At 72.6% G+C, this 17,359-nt stretch carries 18 protein-coding genes; 14 read left to right on the forward strand and 4 right to left on the reverse strand.

Annotated elements, in window-relative coordinates:
- The 4 genes from BUE48_RS02625 (at window position 1) to BUE48_RS02640 (ending at window position 3,280) form a co-directional block, all read left to right on the forward strand.
- Entirely contained in the window at window positions 1-348 is a 348-nt protein-coding gene (locus tag BUE48_RS02625; RefSeq protein WP_012850909.1) for a 2Fe-2S iron-sulfur cluster-binding protein, read from the forward strand.
- The gene (locus BUE48_RS02630; protein ID WP_012850910.1) at window positions 348-1,262 is read left to right on the forward strand and encodes a catechol 2,3-dioxygenase; all 915 of its coding nucleotides are present in this window, start codon (window positions 348-350) and stop codon (window positions 1,260-1,262) included. The genes BUE48_RS02625 and BUE48_RS02630 overlap by 1 nt, the downstream gene beginning before the upstream one ends.
- Window positions 1,263-1,394: 132 nt before the next feature.
- Entirely contained in the window at window positions 1,395-2,453 is a 1,059-nt protein-coding gene (locus BUE48_RS02635; protein ID WP_286988669.1) for an NADH:ubiquinone reductase (Na(+)-transporting) subunit F, read from the forward strand.
- A 5-nt stretch (window positions 2,454-2,458) separates the two neighbouring features.
- Window positions 2,459-3,280: an alpha/beta fold hydrolase gene (locus tag BUE48_RS02640; RefSeq protein WP_012850912.1), complete on the forward strand. Its 822-nt coding sequence runs from the start codon at window positions 2,459-2,461 to the stop codon at window positions 3,278-3,280.
- A gap of 49 nt (window positions 3,281-3,329) precedes the next feature.
- On the opposite strand, the gene BUE48_RS02645 is transcribed toward BUE48_RS02640, so the two are convergent.
- On the reverse strand, window positions 3,330-4,091 hold the full coding sequence (locus BUE48_RS02645; RefSeq protein ID WP_286988670.1) for an IclR family transcriptional regulator: 762 nt from the start codon (window positions 4,089-4,091) through the stop codon (window positions 3,330-3,332).
- Between the two features lie 94 nt (window positions 4,092-4,185).
- On the opposite strand from BUE48_RS02645, the gene BUE48_RS02650 reads away from it, so the two are divergent.
- The 8 genes from BUE48_RS02650 (at window position 4,186) to BUE48_RS02685 (ending at window position 12,101) form a co-directional block, all read left to right on the forward strand.
- Window positions 4,186-4,986 carry an IclR family transcriptional regulator gene (locus BUE48_RS02650; protein WP_148232904.1) on the forward strand — a complete coding sequence of 267 codons (801 nt, stop codon included), beginning with the start codon at window positions 4,186-4,188 and terminating at the stop codon, window positions 4,984-4,986.
- 108 nt (window positions 4,987-5,094) lie between these two features.
- The gene (locus tag BUE48_RS02655; protein WP_012850915.1) at window positions 5,095-5,898 is read left to right on the forward strand and encodes a 2-keto-4-pentenoate hydratase; all 804 of its coding nucleotides are present in this window, start codon (window positions 5,095-5,097) and stop codon (window positions 5,896-5,898) included.
- Window positions 5,898-6,809, forward strand: a complete 912-nt coding sequence (locus BUE48_RS02660) for an acetaldehyde dehydrogenase (acetylating) (RefSeq protein WP_012850916.1) — start codon at window positions 5,898-5,900, stop codon at window positions 6,807-6,809. The genes BUE48_RS02655 and BUE48_RS02660 overlap by 1 nt, the downstream gene beginning before the upstream one ends.
- A 20-nt stretch (window positions 6,810-6,829) precedes the next feature.
- The gene (dmpG, locus tag BUE48_RS02665) at window positions 6,830-7,897 is read left to right on the forward strand and encodes a 4-hydroxy-2-oxovalerate aldolase (RefSeq protein WP_012850917.1); all 1,068 of its coding nucleotides are present in this window, start codon (window positions 6,830-6,832) and stop codon (window positions 7,895-7,897) included.
- A complete protein-coding gene (locus tag BUE48_RS02670) occupies window positions 7,894-8,676 on the forward strand; it encodes a 2-keto-4-pentenoate hydratase (protein WP_012850918.1) in 783 nt (260 codons plus the stop codon). The genes dmpG and BUE48_RS02670 overlap by 4 nt, the downstream gene beginning before the upstream one ends.
- A gap of 1 nt (window position 8,677) precedes the next feature.
- Entirely contained in the window at window positions 8,678-8,911 is a 234-nt protein-coding gene (locus tag BUE48_RS02675; RefSeq protein ID WP_012850919.1) for a tautomerase family protein, read from the forward strand.
- Window positions 8,912-8,914: 3 nt separating this feature from the next.
- A complete protein-coding gene (locus tag BUE48_RS02680) occupies window positions 8,915-10,351 on the forward strand; it encodes an aldehyde dehydrogenase (RefSeq protein WP_286988676.1) in 1,437 nt (478 codons plus the stop codon).
- A gap of 73 nt (window positions 10,352-10,424) precedes the next feature.
- Window positions 10,425-12,101: a PEP-utilizing enzyme gene (locus BUE48_RS02685; protein ID WP_286988678.1), complete on the forward strand. Its 1,677-nt coding sequence runs from the start codon at window positions 10,425-10,427 to the stop codon at window positions 12,099-12,101.
- A gap of 25 nt (window positions 12,102-12,126) precedes the next feature.
- Here BUE48_RS02685 and BUE48_RS02690 read toward each other — a convergent pair whose 3' ends face one another.
- Window positions 12,127-13,281 (reverse strand): acyl-CoA dehydrogenase family protein, encoded by a 1,155-nt coding sequence (locus BUE48_RS02690; RefSeq protein ID WP_286988680.1) that lies wholly within the window; start codon window positions 13,279-13,281, stop codon window positions 12,127-12,129.
- 174 nt (window positions 13,282-13,455) lie between these two features.
- Here BUE48_RS02690 and BUE48_RS02695 point away from each other — a divergent pair, with 174 nt between their 5' ends.
- Entirely contained in the window at window positions 13,456-13,830 is a 375-nt protein-coding gene (locus tag BUE48_RS02695; protein ID WP_012850923.1) for a PspC domain-containing protein, read from the forward strand.
- Window positions 13,831-13,885: 55 nt separating this feature from the next.
- Here BUE48_RS02695 and BUE48_RS02700 read toward each other — a convergent pair whose 3' ends face one another.
- Together BUE48_RS02700 and BUE48_RS02705 are read right to left on the reverse strand one after the other, a co-directional pair.
- The gene (locus BUE48_RS02700) at window positions 13,886-15,232 is read right to left on the reverse strand and encodes an MFS transporter (protein WP_012850924.1); all 1,347 of its coding nucleotides are present in this window, start codon (window positions 15,230-15,232) and stop codon (window positions 13,886-13,888) included.
- A 180-nt stretch (window positions 15,233-15,412) separates the two neighbouring features.
- Complete coding sequence (locus BUE48_RS02705) at window positions 15,413-15,754, reverse strand: metallopeptidase family protein (protein ID WP_041439251.1); 342 nt, start codon at window positions 15,752-15,754, stop codon at window positions 15,413-15,415.
- Between the two features lie 35 nt (window positions 15,755-15,789).
- Here BUE48_RS02705 and BUE48_RS02710 point away from each other — a divergent pair.
- On the forward strand, window positions 15,790-17,359 hold a 1,570-nt coding region (locus BUE48_RS02710), incomplete at its 3' end, for a metallophosphoesterase family protein (RefSeq protein ID WP_286988684.1).

The raw sequence follows: 17,359 nt of genomic DNA on the forward strand, positions 1-17,359 counted from the left end.
ATGGCCGAGGTCACCGTACGGCCGGCCGGCATCCGGCTGGCCCTGCGACCCGGAGAGACCATCCTGGCCGGCCTGCACCGGGCGGGCTACACCTACCGGATCGGCTGCCGGCGCGGCGGCTGCGGAATCTGCAAGGCCGAGGTCGTCGACGGCGAGGTGACCCACCGGGGAGCCGTCGCCGACGAGGCCCTGCCGCCCGAACCGGAATGCCTGACCTGCCGGGCCGTCCCGGTCAGCGACGTGGTCATCCACCTGCCGGACGACGCGCGCCTGCGCTGCGTCGCCCCCCTGCTCGCCGGTATCGCCGGCGTTTCCACCACCCCCCCTTCCACCAAAGGAGAGCGCTGATGGGCGTCATGCGACTGGGCTACGTCCACGCGAAGGTCACCGACCTGGAGGAGGCCAAGGCCCACTACGGAGGGACGCTGGGCATGCGGCTGGTCCACGAGGAGGACGGCCGCGTGTACTACAAGGCGTGGGACGAGTACGACCACCACTCGGTGGTGCTGGAGGCCGGCGGCGTCGGCCTCACCAAGCTCGGCTACAAGGTCGCCCGCTCTGAGGACCTGGAGGACTTCGAGCGCCGCGCCCAGGCGTTCGGCTGCACCACCGAGCGGATGAGCAAAGGGGACAACCTGGCGGTGGGCGACGGCGTACGGATCTTCCTGCCGTCGGAGCACGTGCTGGAGCTGTACGCCGACATCGAGGTCACCGGCACCGAGACCGGCACGGTCAACCCCGACCCGTTCCCCGCCCACCTGGTGGGCGTCGGCGTGCCCCGCATCGACCACGCCCTGCTGACCTGCGAGGACGTGGGGCTGCTGGAGCGGTTCTTCACCGAGTGCCTGGACTTCGGCGTCGCCGAGCGGGCCGTCACCGAGCTGGGCGAGAACGGCAAGACCATCGGCACCTGGATGTTCTGCACCAACACCCCCCACGACATCGCCTTCATCGAGGGGGCCAACGGCAAGCTGCACCACTTCGCCTACTACCTCAACGACTGGAACGACATCCTGCACGCCGGCGACCTGTTCTCGATGAACGACGTGTCGGTGGACATCGGCCCGACCCGGCACGGCATCACCCGGGGCACCACCATCTACTTCTTCGACCCCGCCGGTAACCGCAACGAGGTCTTCTCCGGCGGCTACATCACCTACCCGGACTTCCCGACCATCACCTGGACGGCCGACCAGCTCGGCAAGGGCATCTTCTACATCGACCGCGAGCTCAACGACCGGTTCACCACGGTCGTGACCTGACCCCCCTCCCAGGCGGGGAACAGGGCCGGGCGCCTGCGCAGGCGCCCGGCCGGGCCCCGTCCGGGTCGCCAGGGGACCGCCCGGACGGGGCCGTCCCGCCCTGCACCGCGCCAGGTCACAGAGAGGAGAGCCATGCCGAAGACGCACCGCGTCACCGTCGAACCGGTCGGCCAGGAGCTGGAGTGCCGGGAGGACCAGACGATCCTGGACGCCTGCCTGCGCGCCGGGATCTGGCTGCCGCACGCCTGCACCCACGGCACCTGCGGCACCTGCAAGGCCGAGGTCCTGGAAGGGGAGGTCGATCACGGCGAGGCGTCGGCGTTCGCGCTGATGGATTTTGAACGCGACGAGGGCCGGACCCTGCTGTGCTGCGCCAGACCGCGCTCGGATGTGGTGATCGAGGGCGATGTGGATCTCGAACCCGGCGTCACCACCTACCCGGTGCAGGACTTCACCGGCACCGTCGCGGCCGTGGAGGACTGCGCGCTGGACACCCGCCGGGTGCTGATCGACCTGGATCGGCCCATCGCCTTCAACCCCGGCCAGTACATCTCGCTGCGCCTGCCGGACGGGCGGGGCGACCGCAGCTACTCGATGGCCAACCCGCCCTCTCGGCCCGACCGGATCGAGCTGAACATCCGCCGCACCCCCGGCGGCGCCGCCACCGACGGATGGGTGTTCAAAACCCTGCGCGCCGGAGATCAGGTCGCGCTGTCGGGCCCCTACGGGCGTTTCTTCTGGCGGCCCGAGCGCACCGAACCGGCCGTGCTGATCGCCGGCGGCACCGGGCTCGCCCCGCTCAAGTCGATGATCCGCCACGTGCTCGACAGCGGCGCCGAGCGAAGGATGGTGCTCTTTCACGGCGGCCGCACCCAGGCCCACATGTACGACGTGGAATATCTGCGGGCCTTGGAGAATGAGCACGCCGACCGGTTCCGCTACGTGCCGTGCCTGTCGGAGGAGTCGGCCCCCGGCTACCAGCACGGCCTGGTCACCGACGTCATGGCGGCCGACACCGACACCTACCGGGGGCATGTGGCCTATGTGTGCGGGCCGCCGCCGATGGTGGAGGCGGCGATCAAGACGCTGATGTCCAAGCGCCTGTTCCCCCGCGACATCTACCGCGAGGACTTCTACGACACCGCGGACAAGGCGGGACGCGGGGTGCGCAGCCCGCTGATGAGGAGGTGACGGCGGTGGAGGAGCCGGAGATCGGCCGGACGGTCGTGGCGAACGGGATCCGCACCAATTATCTGGAGGCCGGCTCGGGCGAACCGGTGATCCTGATCCACGGTTCCGGTCCCGGCGTCACCGCCTACGCCAACTGGCGTCTCACCCTGCCCGCACTCGGCGCCCGGCTGCGCGCGCTGGCCCCCGACATGGTCGGGTTCGGCCACACCGAGCGCCCGCCCGGGCAGCGCTACGGCGTGGAGGTGTGGGCCGACCAGATCCTCGGGTTCATGGACGCGCTGTCCCTGCCGAGGGCCTCGCTGGTGGGCAACAGCTTCGGCGGGGCCATCGCGCTGCGCGTGGCCGCCCGCCACCCCGACCGGGTGCACCGCCTGGTGTTGATGGGCAGCGCCGGGGTGCCCTTCCCCATCACGCCGGGACTGGACGCGGTGTGGGGGTATGAGCCCTCGCTGGAGGCCATGCGCCGGCTGCTGGACATCTTCGCCTACTCGCGTGAGCTGGTCACCGACGAGCTGGCCGAGGTCCGCTACCGGGCCAGCATCCGGCCGGGGTTCCAGGAGTCCTTCCGCGCGATGTTCCCGGCCCCCCGCCAGCGCTGGGTGGACGCTCTGGTCACCCCGGAAGAGGAGTTGAAGGCGCTGCCGCACCGCACCCTGCTGGTGCACGGCCGCGACGACCGGGTGATCCCGCTGGAGACCTCGCTGCGGCTGCTGCACCTGATCGAGGACTCCCGGCTGCATGTGTTCGGACGCTGCGGCCACTGGACGCAGATCGAGCACGCCGCCGAGTTCAACCGGCTGGTGCTGGAGTTTTTGACCGATGACTGAGGCGGGCCGTCACCGGCTCGCTCGGTGAGATAGGGCCGTAGGGAGGGGCTCAGCGCGACTCCCGCAGCTTGCGGGACAGCGCCAGGGCGGCGGTGCGCACCGCCGGGGCCACCCGGTCCAGGTTCATCCGGGCGCTCCACCCCGAGATCGACAGCGCGCCCGCCACCGTCCCGTCCGGGCCGAAGACGGGGCAGGCGGCGCACACCACCCCGTCGGCGGACTCCTCGCGGTCGAAGGCGCAGCCCTGCTGCCGGATGGTCTCCAGTTCCTGGCGCAGCAGGCCGGGCTGCACGATGGTGCGGCGGGTCAGCCGGCGCAGCCCGGCGGCGATCACCGCGTCCGTCACCTCCGGCGGCGAGAACGCCAGCGCCGCCTTGCCGACCCCGGTGGCGTGGGCGGGCAGCCGCCCGCCCACCCGGGACGGCGGTGCGGGGGCGTCCGGGCTGCGCAGGATCTCCAGGTAGACCATCTCGGTGCCGTCCAGCACGGCCAGGTGCACGATCTGGCGGGTGGCCTCGCGCAGGTCCTCCATGAACGGCAGCGCCGCCGAGCGCAAATCCCGCTGCCGCGGCACCCGCTGCCCCAGCTCGAACAACCGCAGGCCCAGCCGCAGGCCCGTGCCCGACCGTTCCAGCAGGCCGCTGCGCACCAGCTCCCGGGTCAGCCGGTACACGGTGGACTTGGCCAGCCCGGTGCGGCGGGCCAACTCCGACACGCCCAGCACGTCATCGCCCGGGCCGAAGGCCGACAGCAGCGCGGCCGCCCGGGCGATGACGGTCGGCTCGCTTTCGTTCCGCTGAGCGGCACACATGGCTTGTATGGTGGCCGGATTGCGGGTGAATGTCTATGGCGTTACGGCCGGGTGAAATGGGTGATCGAGCCCAGCACAGCGAGAGGTGGCGCCCATGATCAGGGCGGATGCTTCACACAGCGGGTCGGTACGGCCGGCGGGCCGGGACGGGGTGGACGGCGGGCTGCGATCGGTGCTGCGGGCCCTGGACCTGCTGGACTGCTTCCTCACCGAAGACGAGCTGGGAGTGGCCGACATCGCGCGCCGGCTGGGGGTGGCCAAATCCACCGCGCACCGGCTGCTGACCACCCTGTGCGCCCGCGGCTTCGCCGAACAGAACCCGCAGACCGGGCACTACCGGCTCGGCTTCCACCTCTATGAGCTGGGCCAGCTGGCGGTCAGCCGCACCGATCTGCACCAGGCCGCGCTGCCGCTGCTGGAGGAGCTGCGCGAGCGCACCGGCTGCACCATCCACCTGGCCGTGCCCGACGGGCCGGAGATCATCTACCTGGAACGGCTGCACAGCCTGCGGGGCATGCGGCTGTTCCACGGGGTCAGCCGCCGGCTGCCGGCGCACTGCACCAGCTCCGGCAAGGTGATCGCGGCCTTCGACCCGGCGGTGGCCCGCGCCCGCGCCGCCGCCGGATTCACCCGCCTGACCAGCCGCTCCATCCCGGACGCGGCGCGTTTCGACCGGGAGCTGGCCAAGGTGCGCCGGGTCGGGTACGCGGTCAACAGCGATGAGGCCAAGCACGGGCTGACCTCGGTGGCGGCCCCGGTGCGCGACCACACCGGGCGGGCCCGCGCGGCGATCTCGCTGGTCGGGCCGACCGCCGAGGTGCTCGGCTCGGTGGAGCGGCACGCCCGCCTGGCCGGCGCCGCCGCGCACCGGCTCTCCCGCATCCTGTGCCTGTGATCGTTCCGGAGTACGGAACGAATCCGCCGCAGCCCCCTCCCGCTTCCTAGCGTCTGCGGAGGGCGGGGAACACGCCCGTCCGGACCCCGGGAGCAGGGGAGGTGAGGGATGGACGCGACGACGCGGCGGCTGGTGGCCGAGGAACTGCTGACGGCCTACCGGACCGGTGTCCCGGTCGAGCCGCCGACGGAGAAGTTCCCCGACATGACCGTGCAGGACGCCTACGCCGTCCAGTTGCTTCAGGTGGAGCGGTGGCGGGCGGACGGCGCCCGCGTCAAGGGGCACAAGGTGGGGCTGTCGTCGGCGGCGATGCAGCGTCAGCTGGGCGTCGATCAGCCCGACTACGGCCACCTGATGGACTCGATGTTCCTGCTGGAGGGCACGCCGATCCCGGCCGGGCGGTTCCTGCAGCCCAAGGTGGAGCCGGAGGTGGCGTTCGTGCTGCGGGCGCCGCTGGCCGGCCCCGGCGTGACCGTCGCGGAGGCCGCCGCCGCGGTGGACTTCGTGCTGCCCGCGCTGGAGATCATCGACTCCCGCGTCCGCGACTGGCGGATCGCCCTGCCCGACACCATCGCCGACAACGCCTCCTCGGGCGGGGTGGTGCTCGGCGGGCGTCCCGTCCGGCTGGAGGAGCTGGACCTGCGGCTGGTGGGCTGCGTGCTGCAGCGCAACGGCGAAGTGGCGGCCACCGGGGCGGGCGGCGCGGTGCTGGGCTCGCCGCTGAACGCCCTGGTGTGGCTGGCCAACACGGTCGGCCCGCTGGGAGTGGTGCTGGAGGCCGGCCATGTGGTGCTGCCCGGCTCGGTGACCCCGGCGATCGAGGTGCGTCCCGGGCAGACCGTCACCGCCTCCTTCGGGTGCGGGCTGGGCAAGGTCACGGCGGTGTTCGCGGACGCGGAAGGGGAGCGGTGATGGGCAAGGCCGTGGCGGCGATCGTCGGCCCCGGGAACATCGGCACCGACCTGCTGATCAAGCTGCAGCGCAGCGAGCACATCGAGGTGCGCTACATGGTCGGGGTGGACCCGGCCTCAGAAGGCCTGGCCCGCGCCCGGAAACTGGGCGTGGAGGCCTCCGCCGAAGGCGTGGACTGGCTGCTTGAGCAGGACGAACTGCCCGACCTGGTGTTCGAGGCGACCTCGGCCAAGGCGCACCTGGCCAACGCCCCCCGCTACGCCGAGGCCGGGATCACCGCGATCGACCTGACCCCCGCGGCGGTCGGCCCGCTGGTGTGCCCGCCGGTGAACCTCACCGAGCACCTGGACGCCCCCAACGTCAACATGATCACCTGCGGTGGGCAGGCCACCATCCCGATCGTGCACGCGGTCTCCCGGGTGGTCCCGGTGGCCTACGCCGAGATCGTGGCGGCGATCGCCTCCCGGTCGGCCGGGCCGGGCACCCGCGCCAACATCGACGAGTTCACCGAGACCACCGCCGCCGCCATCGAGCAGGTGGGCGGGGCCGCCCGCGGCAAGGCGATCATCATCCTCAACCCGGTGGAACCACCGATGATCATGCGGGACACGGTGTACTGCGCCATCCCGCCCGACGCCGACACCGACGCGATCACCGCCTCCATCGAGGAGATGGTGGCCGAGGTGGCCCGGTACGTGCCCGGCTACACCCTGCGCACCGAACCCCAGTACGACCAGCCCCGCGACATCTGGAAGGGCATGGCCCGGGTCGCGGTGTTCCTGGAGGTGCGGGGCAACGGCGACTACCTGCCGCCATGGGCAGGCAACCTCGACATCATGACCGCCGCCGCCGCCCGGGTGGGCGAACTGCTCGCGCAGGCTCCGCGGCCGACCCGGGCGGGTGCGCGATGACCGGCCGGAGGGAAACCGACATGACAGACCAGGACGGCGCCACCGCCGCCCCCCGAGTGCGCATCACCGACTCCACCCTGCGGGACGGCTCGCACGCGATGGCCCACCAGTTCACCGAGGAACAGGTGCGCGCCACCGTGCACGCCCTCGACGCCGCCGGGGTGGAGGTGATCGAGGTCTCCCACGGCGACGGGCTGGGCGGCTCGTCCTTCAACTACGGCTTCTCCGCCGTCGATGAGATCGACCTGGTCGCGGCGGCGGTGGACGAGGCCGTCAACGCCAAGATCGCGGTGCTGTTGCTGCCGGGCGTGGGCACCGTGCGGGACCTGAAGCGGGCCCACGACGCGGGCGCCTCGGTGGCCCGGATCGCCACCCACTGCACCGAGGCCGACGTGTCCTGCCAGCACTTCGCCGCCGCCCGGGAGCTGGGCATGGAGACCGTCGGGTTCCTGATGCTGGCCCACCGCATCGGCCCCGAGGAGCTGGCCCGGCAGGCGCGCATCATGGTGGACGCCGGAGCGCAGTGCGTCTACGTGGTGGACTCCGCCGGGGCGCTGGTGCTCTCAGACGTCCAGGCCCGAGTGCAGGCCCTGGTGCGGGAGATCGGCCATGAGGCGCAGGTCGGCTTCCACGGCCACCAGAACCTGTCGCTGGGCGTCGCCAACTCCGTGCTGGCCTACCAGAACGGCGCCCGCCAGATCGACGGCGCGCTGTGCGCGCTGGGCGCCGGGGCGGGCAACAGCCCCACCGAGATCCTGGCCGCCACCTTCGAACGGCTGAACATCGAGACCGGGGTGAACGTGCAGGCCGCGCTGGCCGCCGCCGAGGAGGTCGTCCGCCCCTACCTGCCGCGGCTGCCGTGGGCCGACCGCGCCGCGATCGTGCAGGGGTACGCCGGGGTCTACTCCAGCTTCCTGCTGCACGCCGAACGGGCCGCCGAGCGCTACGGGGTGCCCGCCCACGAAATCCTGCAGCGGGTCGGCGAGGCCGGCTATGTCGGCGGCCAAGAAGACATGATCATCGACATCGCGGTGCAGTTGGCCGAGGAGCGCCACGGCCGCCCGGCACCGGCGGGAGGCCGGCGATGAGCGGCTGGGACGTGTACCGGGCCGCCGAGGAACTGCTGGCGGCCGAACGCCAGCGCCGCGACCGCGGCCCGATCACCGAGCAGTGGCCCGAGCTGGATCTGGCCACCGCCTACCGGGTGCAGGACGAACTGGTGCACCGCAAGGTGGCCGCGGGCGAACGCATCGTGGGCGTCAAACTGGGGCTGACCTCGCGCGCCAAGCAGCGCCGCATGGGCGTGCACTCCCCGCTCACCGCCTGGCTCACCGACGCCATGGTGCTGCCCGCCGGGGAGCCGGTGCCGCTGGGAGAGCTGATCCACCCCCGCGTCGAACCGGAGATCGTCTTCGTGCTGGGCGAGCGGCTGGCCGGCCCCGGGGTGACCGCGGCCTCGGCGCTGGCGGCGGTGCGTTCGGTGCACGCCGGGCTGGAGATCATCGACAGCCGCTACACCGACTTCCGTTTCACCCTGCCCGACGTGGTCGCCGACAACGCCTCCTCGGCCCGGCTGGTGGTCGGCGGACGCGCACTGGCCCCCGGCGAGCTGGACCTGGCCTTGGAGGCGTGCCTGCTGGAGGTGGACGGCCAGGTGGTCGATAGCGCCACCGGCGCCGCCGTGCAGGGGCACCCGGCCGAGGCCCTGGCGCTGGCCGCCAACTCGCTGGCCGAACGCGGCCTGGCCCTGGAGGCCGGCTGGCTGGTGCTCACCGGCGGGATGACCGACGCCGTCCCGCTCGGCCCGGGCACCTGCGTCAGCGGGCACTTCACCCACCTCGGCTCGGTCTCCGTGCAGGGGGGCTGAGATGCCGCTGGTGGAGATCACGCTGGTGGAAGGCCGCCCTCCCGAACGCATCCGGGAGCTGATCCACCGGGTGCACGAGGCGGTCCGCACCAGCCTGGACGCCCCCTCGCCCAGCATCCGCGTGCTGGTGAGGGAACTGCCGGCCGAGCACTGGGCGGCGGGCGATGTGACCATCGCCGAGCGCCGCGCCGCACAAGGCGATGCACCGCCTGCTCCGCAGGAAAGCGAGGGATGACCGATGGACTTCTACGGACATGTGATCGACGGCGAGGAGGTCCCCTCGGCCGATGGCGCCGAGTTCGACTCCATCGACCCCTACCGGCGGGAGCCGTGGGCGCGGGTGGCGCTCGGTTCGGCCGCCGATGTGGACCGGGCGGTCCGGGCGGCGCGGCGGGCCTTCGACGAGGGCCCCTGGCCGCGGATGGGCCTGGCCGAACGGGGCGCCGTGCTGCACCGGCTGGCCGGCCTGCTGGAGCGCAACGCCGAGGAGATGGGCCTGAGCGACACCCGCGACATGGGCAAGCCCATCACCCAGTCCCGGGACAACGACGTGTTCCGCGCCGCGGCCAACCTGCGGTTCTTCGCCGACCACGCCCGGCTGTCCACCGCCGAGACGCTGCCGATGGACTCCGGCCACCACGCCTACACCCGGTTCGAACCGGCCGGGGTGGTGGCCGCGATCGCCCCGTGGAACTACCCGCTGATGCTGGCCACCTGGAAGGTCGCCCCGGCGCTGGCCTGGGGCAACACGGTGGTGCTCAAGCCCGCCGAAGACAGCCCCGTCTCGGCGACCAAGCTGGCCCGGCTGGCGCTGGAGGCCGGGATGCCGCCCGGCGTGCTCAACGTGGTGCACGGCCGCGGCCCCGACTCGGCCGGCCAGGCCCTCACCGAGCACCCCGGCATCGACCGCATCACCTTCACCGGCGCCTCCAGCACCGGACGGGTGATCGCCCGGGCGGCCGCGGCCAACCTCGTCCCGGTCAGCCTGGAACTGGGCGGCAAGGGCGCCAATGTGGTCTTCGCCGACGCCGACCTGGCCAACGCGGTGGAGTGGTCGATCAAGGCGGTGTACACCAACACCGGCCAGGTGTGCCTGGCCGGCAGCCGGATCTACGTGCAGCGCCCCATCTACGAGGAGTTCCTGGCCCGCTTCGTGGCCGCCGCCGAGGCGATGGTGATCGGCGACCCGTGCGATGCGGCCACCCAGATCGGCCCGCTGGCCTCCGAGCAGCACTACCGCAAGGTGCGCGGCTATGTGGAGACGGTCGAGTCCGCCGGCGGCAAGATCCTCACCGGTGGCCTCGGCGACGGCTGGACGGTGCGTCCCACCGTCGTGGTGGACATGCCGCAGACCGCCCCGCACTGCACCGAGGAGATCTTCGGTCCGCTGGTGGTGATCAGCCCGTTCGACACCGAGCAGGAGGCCGTCGAACTGGCCAACAACACCCGCTACGGGCTCAACGCCATGGTGTTCACCGAGAACCTGCACCGGGCGCACCGGGTGTCGGCCCGGCTGCGCGCCGGGACGGTCTGGGTGAACTGCTTCTTCATCCGGGACCTGCGGGCCCCCTTCGGCGGCGTCGGCGACTCGGGCGTGGGCCGGGAGGGCGGCTCCTTCAGCCGCGAGTTCTTCACCGAGCCCAAGGCCGTGATCATCGATGTGAAGCGGGACTAGGGCGTTCGCCGGGGTACCGGTCGCAGGGCCGGGCGGATAATGTGCGGTCATCCCGCAGCAGATAGAGGACCGTATGGCCGCAGCACCCCCCGCCGATCGCGCCTCCGTCTTCCCGGCCGGTGAGCCGTGGTATCCGCACGCGCCACGGCCCACCGGTGCGGGACGGCGCGGCGGGGAGCCCCCGGCGGTGCTGCGCCCGGCGGACCTGGAGCGCTCCTGGCACCTGGACTTCCACTATCCGCGCGGAGTCGTCCCGCTGGGCACCGCGCTGGTCGGCGACGTGGTGGCCGGCGCCCAGCGGGCCGCCCGGCGGCTGCGGCTGGCCGAAAGCGGCGGCCTGGCCGTCCGCTTCGCCGGGCCGCACGTCTATATCGGGTCGGCCCCGGCCGTCGCCGTCCCGGAACGGGAACGTGCCAAGGCCCGCGCCCTGACCCGCCGCTACCCGGCGGTCTTCCCCGGCCGGTGGCGGGCCGCCCGCGCCGCGCTGGAACGGGAACTGGACGCCCTGCGGCGCAGCGACCCGGCCGGGCTTCCCCCCGCCGAGATCGGCGCCTACCTGCGGCGGGCCCGCGCCGTCCACGCCGCCGCCTGGCGGGTGCATTTTGCGTTCATGTACCGCCTGCTGTCGTGCCATGAGATGCTGCGCGCCGAACTGGCCGAGGCCGGGGTCGATGAGCACACCCTGATCGCGGTGCTGCAGAGCGCCGACAACCGGGTGCTGGAGGTCGACCGCAAGCTGCACGCGCTGGCCGCCCGGGCCCGCGCCGACGGCCTGGCCCCGCTGTTCGAACGGGACGACGGCCCGCTGCTGCCCCGCCTGGCGGCCCGCCCGGCCGCCCGGGACTGGCTGGGCGCCTTCACCGGCTTCCTGGCCGAGCACGGGCACCGGGCCGACGCCATGAGCGACCTGACCGTCCCCTCCTGGGAAGAGGACCCCGAGCAGGTGCTGTCGCTGCTGCGCCGGATCATCCTCGGGCGCGTCCCCCCGCCCCGCCCGCCCGGCGCACCCGCGATCCCGCCGGGACTCACCGGACGGGCGCGCGAGCTGCTCCGGGAGGCGCTGCGCGCCAACGTGGTCTGCTGGAACGAGGACCACAACCTGGTGATCGAGATGCGGGCGCACCTGCCCGTCCGGGCGGGGGCGCTGGCCCTGGCCGCCGCCACCGGCGCACCCGCCCCCGACGAGGTGCTGTTCCTGTTCCCCGAGGAGGTCGATCGACTGGCCGCCGGTAGCGCGGACTGGGCGGACCTGGCCGAGCGCACCGCCGCCCGCCGCGCCTACTACCACCGCTGGCACGCCCTGCGGGCCGGGCTGCCCCGGCTGCTGGGGACGTCCACCGGGCTGCACGACCCGGTGGTCAGCGGCGTGTTCTGCGCCGACCCGCTGCGCGACCGCACCGCGGGCCCGCCCGCGGTGCTGCACGGGCTGGGGGTGTCGGGGGGCGTCGCCCGCGGCCGGGTCCGCCTGGTGCGCTCCCCTGACGGACTGCCCGACCTGCGGCCGGGGGAGGTGCTGGTCTGCGAGGCGACCACCCCGACCTGGACACCGCTGTTCGGGCTGGTGGCCGCGTGCGTCTGCGACACCGGCGGCATGCTCACCCACGCGGCGGTCATCAGCCGCGAGTACGGCATCCCCTGCGTGTGCGACGTCCGCACCGCCACCGCGACGCTGCGCGACGGGGACGAGGTCGAGGTGGACGGCACCCGCGGGACCGTCACGCTGCTGGCCCGCGCGGACCGCTCCCCGTGACGCCCCCGGGCGCCGCGGCGGGGGCTCAGCCGCGGTAGGCGGAGATCCCCGTGATGGCCTGGCCCAGCACCAGCGTGTGGACCTCCTGGGTGCCCTCGTAGGTCAGCACCGACTCCAGGTTGTTCATGTGCCGGATCACCGGGTACTCCAGCGTGATCCCGTTGGCGCCCAGGATCGTGCGCGCCTGGCGGGCCACGTCCAGCGCGGCGCGCACGTTCGCCATCTTGCCGAAGGAGACCTGCTGAGGGGTGAGGGAGCCCTCGTCCTTGAGCCGGCCCAGGTGCAGGGCGGTCAGCCCGGCCTGGCCCAGGGCGATCTCCATCCAGGCCAGCTTCTCCTGGGTGAGCTGGAACGCCCCGATCGGACGGCCGAACTGCTCGCGGGTCTTGGCGTAGGCGACGGCCGCCTCATAGCAGGCCCGGCCCGCCCCGACCGCGCCCCACACGATCCCGTAGCGCGCCTCCGACAGGCAGCTCAGCGGGCCCTTCAGCCCGGTCACCCCGGGCAGCACCGCGTCGGCGGGCAGCCGCACGTCCTCCAGCACCAGCTCGGAGGTCACCGACGCCCGCAGCGACAGCTTCCGGTGAATGTCCCGGGCGGTGAAACCGGGCGTCCCGGCGGGCACCAGGAAACCCCGGATGCCCTCGTCCGTGCGCGCCCACACCACCGCCACATCGGCGACCGACCCGTTGGTGATCCACATCTTGGTGCCGTTGAGCACCCAGTCCGCGCCGTCCCGCCGGGCGTGGGTGCGCATGTCACCGGGGTCGGAGCCGCGGTCGGGCTCGGTCAGCCCGAAACAGCCGATCGCCTCCCCGGCCGCCATCTTCGGCAGCCACTGCTGCTTTTGCTCCTGTGAGCCGTACTTGTGGATCGCCGCCATGGCCAGCGACCCCTGCACCGACACGAAGCTGCGCAGCCCCGAATCGCCGGCCTCCAGCTCCCGGCAGGCCACCCCGTAGGCCACCGCGCTCATCCCCGCGCACCCGTACCCCTTCAGGTGCATCCCCAGCAGCCCCAGCTTGCCCAGCTCGGGCGCCAGCTCCCGGGCGGGGAACGTGCCGGCCTCGAACCAGTCGGCGACATGGGGGAGGACCTTCTCGGCGACCACGGCCCGCACCGTGTCGCGGATCATCCGTTCCTCGTCGGTCAACCGGTCGTCCAGACGCAGCACGTCCATAAGAAGTCCTTCATCTCCGGGGTGCCGATGCGCTCGCCAGGGTACCCGCCGCCCCAGGAAGCGCCCTCAGGCCCCGTGCCAGGGGCGAAGGGCCCGCGACCCCAGGGACGAATCAGGGATGGATCAGGCCCATCCCCGAGGTGGACACGCCCCGAAGCGGGGCACCATCGAGACATGGACAAAGACCTTCGTACTCAGACCGAACCCACCGCAGGCGGCTCCCACGCGGACACCGGCCAGGCCGGTCCCCCGCAGCCCCGCCGCCTGTGCCGCACCCGCGAAGGCCGGATGATCGCCGGCGTGTGCTCGGGCCTCGGCGACTACCTGGGCGTGGACGCCAACGTCCTGCGGCTGCTGCTGGCCCTGTTCGTCCTCCTCGGCGGCTCCGGCGTCGCCCTGTACATCCTGGGCTGGGTGCTGATCCCCGAAGAGGGCAAGGGCACCTCGGTCCTCCAGGACTTCATCGACCGCAACCGCGACAACCCCGCGGTCCAGGACGTGATCGGCAAGGCCAAGGAGGGCCTGCACAAGGTCACCTCCAAGCGGTGAGGCCGGGCCTGCGCACAGCCGGCCGTTCCCGGTGCGGCCACCGCCCCGAAGGCGCCTATACGGGCACGGCGTCGGTGTCGCGTCCGTCGCCGCCTTCGCGCCCGGCCGCCTCGGGCGGCGCCGGCGCGTCCGGGACGCCGGCAAGGCCCGGCGGCTCATCGAGCAGGTCGCCGCGCACCGGCGTCCACAGCATGGTGAGCAGGGTCGCCGCCGACAGCCCCGCGACCCCGGCCAGCGCCACCACCGTCTGCGGCCCCACCAGCTCGGCGGCCAGACCGCCGACCAGGATGCCCAGCCCCTGCCCGGCCAGGATGCCCGACTGGGCCAGGCCGAACGCCTGCCCCCGGTCGGCGGGCGGCACCGCCGCCACGAACGCGGCGTTGGCGGCCAGCTGGTAGGCGCTGCCCACCCCCGACAGCGCCCACAGCACCACCACCGCCCACAGCGGCGGATGCAGAACCGAGCCGATCAGCGGGGCGCAGGCCAGCATCGACAGCCAGCCCATCGCGCGCAGCCGGTCGAAGGGCCGCACGAAACGGCTGAAGACGAACACCCCGACGACCATGCCGGTGGGCATGGCCGACATCAGCAACCCCACGGTCACGGCCGTGCTGCCCGGATAGGTGGCCGCATACGGGGCGGCCAGCCCCTCGGGGATCACATAGAAGGCGCACAGCCAGGCGAACAGCACCAGGGAACGCAGCACCGGGTCGCCGAACACCAGGCGGGCCCCGTCCCGGGTGTTGCGCCACAGCGCCAGCGGCTCACGGCGGCCGCCGCGGGGCGCCGGCCGGGGCTGCAGCCACACCATCAAGATCAGCCCCGACACCGCGAACGTCACCGCGTCCAGCGCCAGCGCCCCATGCGGCCCCACCAGCGCCACCAGCGCGCCCCCGCCCAGAAAGCCCAGCATCTGGGTCGTCTGGTGGGTGATGTTGTTGATCGCCGAACCGGCCACATACCGGTCGCCGTCCAGGATGTCCGGCAGCAGCGCCGCGCGGGCGGCGGTGAACGGCGCGCCCAGCAGCACGGTCGAGAACACCAGCAGGCACAGCAGTGGGAACGGCATGACCTGCAGCGCCATCAGCGCCACCAGCGCCGCCCGCACGATGTCGCAGACCACCATCACCGTGCGGCGGGGGAACATGTCCGCCAGCCCCGCCAGCAGCGGCCCGCCCACGATGGGCGGCAGATAGGTCAGCGCATAGGCGACGGCGGTCAGCAAAGGGGACCCGGTGCGGTGGTAGACCAGCACCGCCAACGCCACCTGGGCCAGTTGGTCTCCGATGTACGAGAACGTCTGGGCCGCCCACAGCGCACGGAACTCCCCGACGGCGAAGACCTCGCGGTAGGTCGCCTGCCGTTCCGGCGGACGCCGGTGCCTGCCCGTCTGCCTGTCCACCAAAAGACATCTCCAGTTCGCCCCTCCGCCCCGGGCACTGGGCGGCCTCCCCCTATTAACTCACGCTCCGTCGCATCGATGTGACCTTCCGTGCTCGATTGGTGATATTGGTGACCTCTCACACCCCTCCCGCTGGGTTCGGCACAAGCGGACGGGAGGGTTTGTACGCTGATGTGGGACCTAATAACCGTGGCGGTGCAGCCACTCGTCACTGATGCCGAAGTGGTGAGCGATCTCGTGGACGACGGTGAGGCGCACCTCATCCACCACGTCCTCGACCGAATCGCAGATCGCCAGGATCTCCTTGCGGTAGATCGAGATGTGATCGGGCAGCACGCCGCCGTACCAGTCGCCGCGCTCGGTGAGCGGGACGCCGTGGTAGAGACCGAGCAGACCCGGCTCGGGAGCCTCGTCCTCCACCACGATGACCACGTTGTCCATGTGCCGGGTCAGCTCGGGCGGGATGGTGTCGAGAGCGTCGGCGACCAGCCCCTCGAACTCCTCACGCGACAGCTCGATCACGCCCATCATTGTCGACGACGAGGAAGGGAAGCGCCGTGGTCTTCGGCCGGTTCCGCGACCGCCCGTCCGGACGCCCCGCAGCCGTCGCCCGCTTTCTGCGCACCCGGCTGAGCGGCGCGGCCCGCCGCCGCGGCACCGGCGTCCTGCTGGTGATCCTGGTCGGGCTGGCCGGCGGGCTGATCGGCACGCTGCTGGGCGGACGGGTGGAGACCCCCATCGGCCCCGCCGACGTGGCGCTGTCCATCCGCCCCTCCTCCAACGGCGGCACCACCGTGCAGATCCCGCCGCTGGGCTCGCTGCAGTTCGACAGCCACTGGGGCCCGCTGCGCCTGGAGGCCCAGGTCGCCGAACTGCACGCCGAACCGGCCCGCAAGCTCATCGAAGACGACGCGGCGCTGGACCGCCTCACCGACCAGATCGCCGGCCAGCTCAGGCACGGCGTGGTGGTGCTGGTCGTCCGCGCCGCCGTCTTCGCCACCGTCTTCGGCTTCCTGGCCGGGCTGCTGGTCTTCCGCAACTGGCGGCGCGCCCTGCTGTCCACGGGCTCGGCGCTGGGCGGGCTGCTGGCCACCTGCCTGCTGGCGTACGCGACCTTCACCCCCCAGTCCATCAACGAGCCCCGCTACACCGGCCTGCTGGCCAACGCCCCCCAGGTGGTCGGGGACGTGCAGAGCATCGTCGCGCGCTTTTCCGAATACCGCGGCCAGCTCGCCCGGCTGGTCGGCAACGTCTCCCGGCTGTATGCGGCGACCTCCACCCTGCCCACCTACGAGCCCGACCCCTCGACGCTGCGGGTGCTGCACGTCTCCGACATCCACCTCAACCCGGCCGCCTGGGACGTCATCCGCTCCGTCAGCGACCAGTTCCGCATCGAGCTGATCATCGACAGCGGCGACCTGACCGACCACGGCAGCGCCCCCGAGGACCGCTTCATCGGCGACATCAAGAAGCTGAAGATCCCCTACGTCTTCGTCCGCGGCAACCACGACTCCAAGGACACCCAGGAGGCCGTCGCCGGGCACAAGAACGCCATCGTCCTGGACGGGGAGACCAAGGAGGTCGCGGGCCTGCGCATCCACGGCGTGGGCGACCCGCGCTTCACCCCCGACAAGACCACCCGCGACGACGACGTCACCGCCGCTCAGCTGCGCGCCCTCGGCACCCGGCAGGCCCAGGCCCTGCGCGCCTCCGGCGACGCCCCCGACCTGGTCGTCGTCCACGACCCCAACCAGGGGGCCGGATTCTCCGGCGTCACCCCGCTGGTGCTGTCCGGCCACACCCACAGCCGCCGCACCGAGCTGCTGCCCACCGGCACCCGCCTGTTCGTCCAGGGCTCCACCGGCGGCGCCGGCCTGCGCGGCCTGGAGAAGGAGGAACCCACCCCCATCGAACTGTCGGTGCTGTACTTCAACCGCACCACCAAGCGCCTGCAGGGCTGGGACGACCTGCGCCTGGGCGGCCTGGGCCTGTCATCGGCTCAGATCGAACGCCACCTGGAACCCCAGCCCGACCGTCCCGTCACCCAGCCCACCCCCGACCCCACTCCCGCCGCCACCCCCTCCCGGTGGCCTTCCCTGGCCCCCACCGAGTGGCCGACCTTCTCCC

Source organism: Thermomonospora sp. CIF 1 (genome assembly GCF_001896795.1).
In the GTDB taxonomy this organism is placed as follows: domain Bacteria; phylum Actinomycetota; class Actinomycetes; order Streptosporangiales; family Streptosporangiaceae; genus Thermomonospora; species Thermomonospora curvata.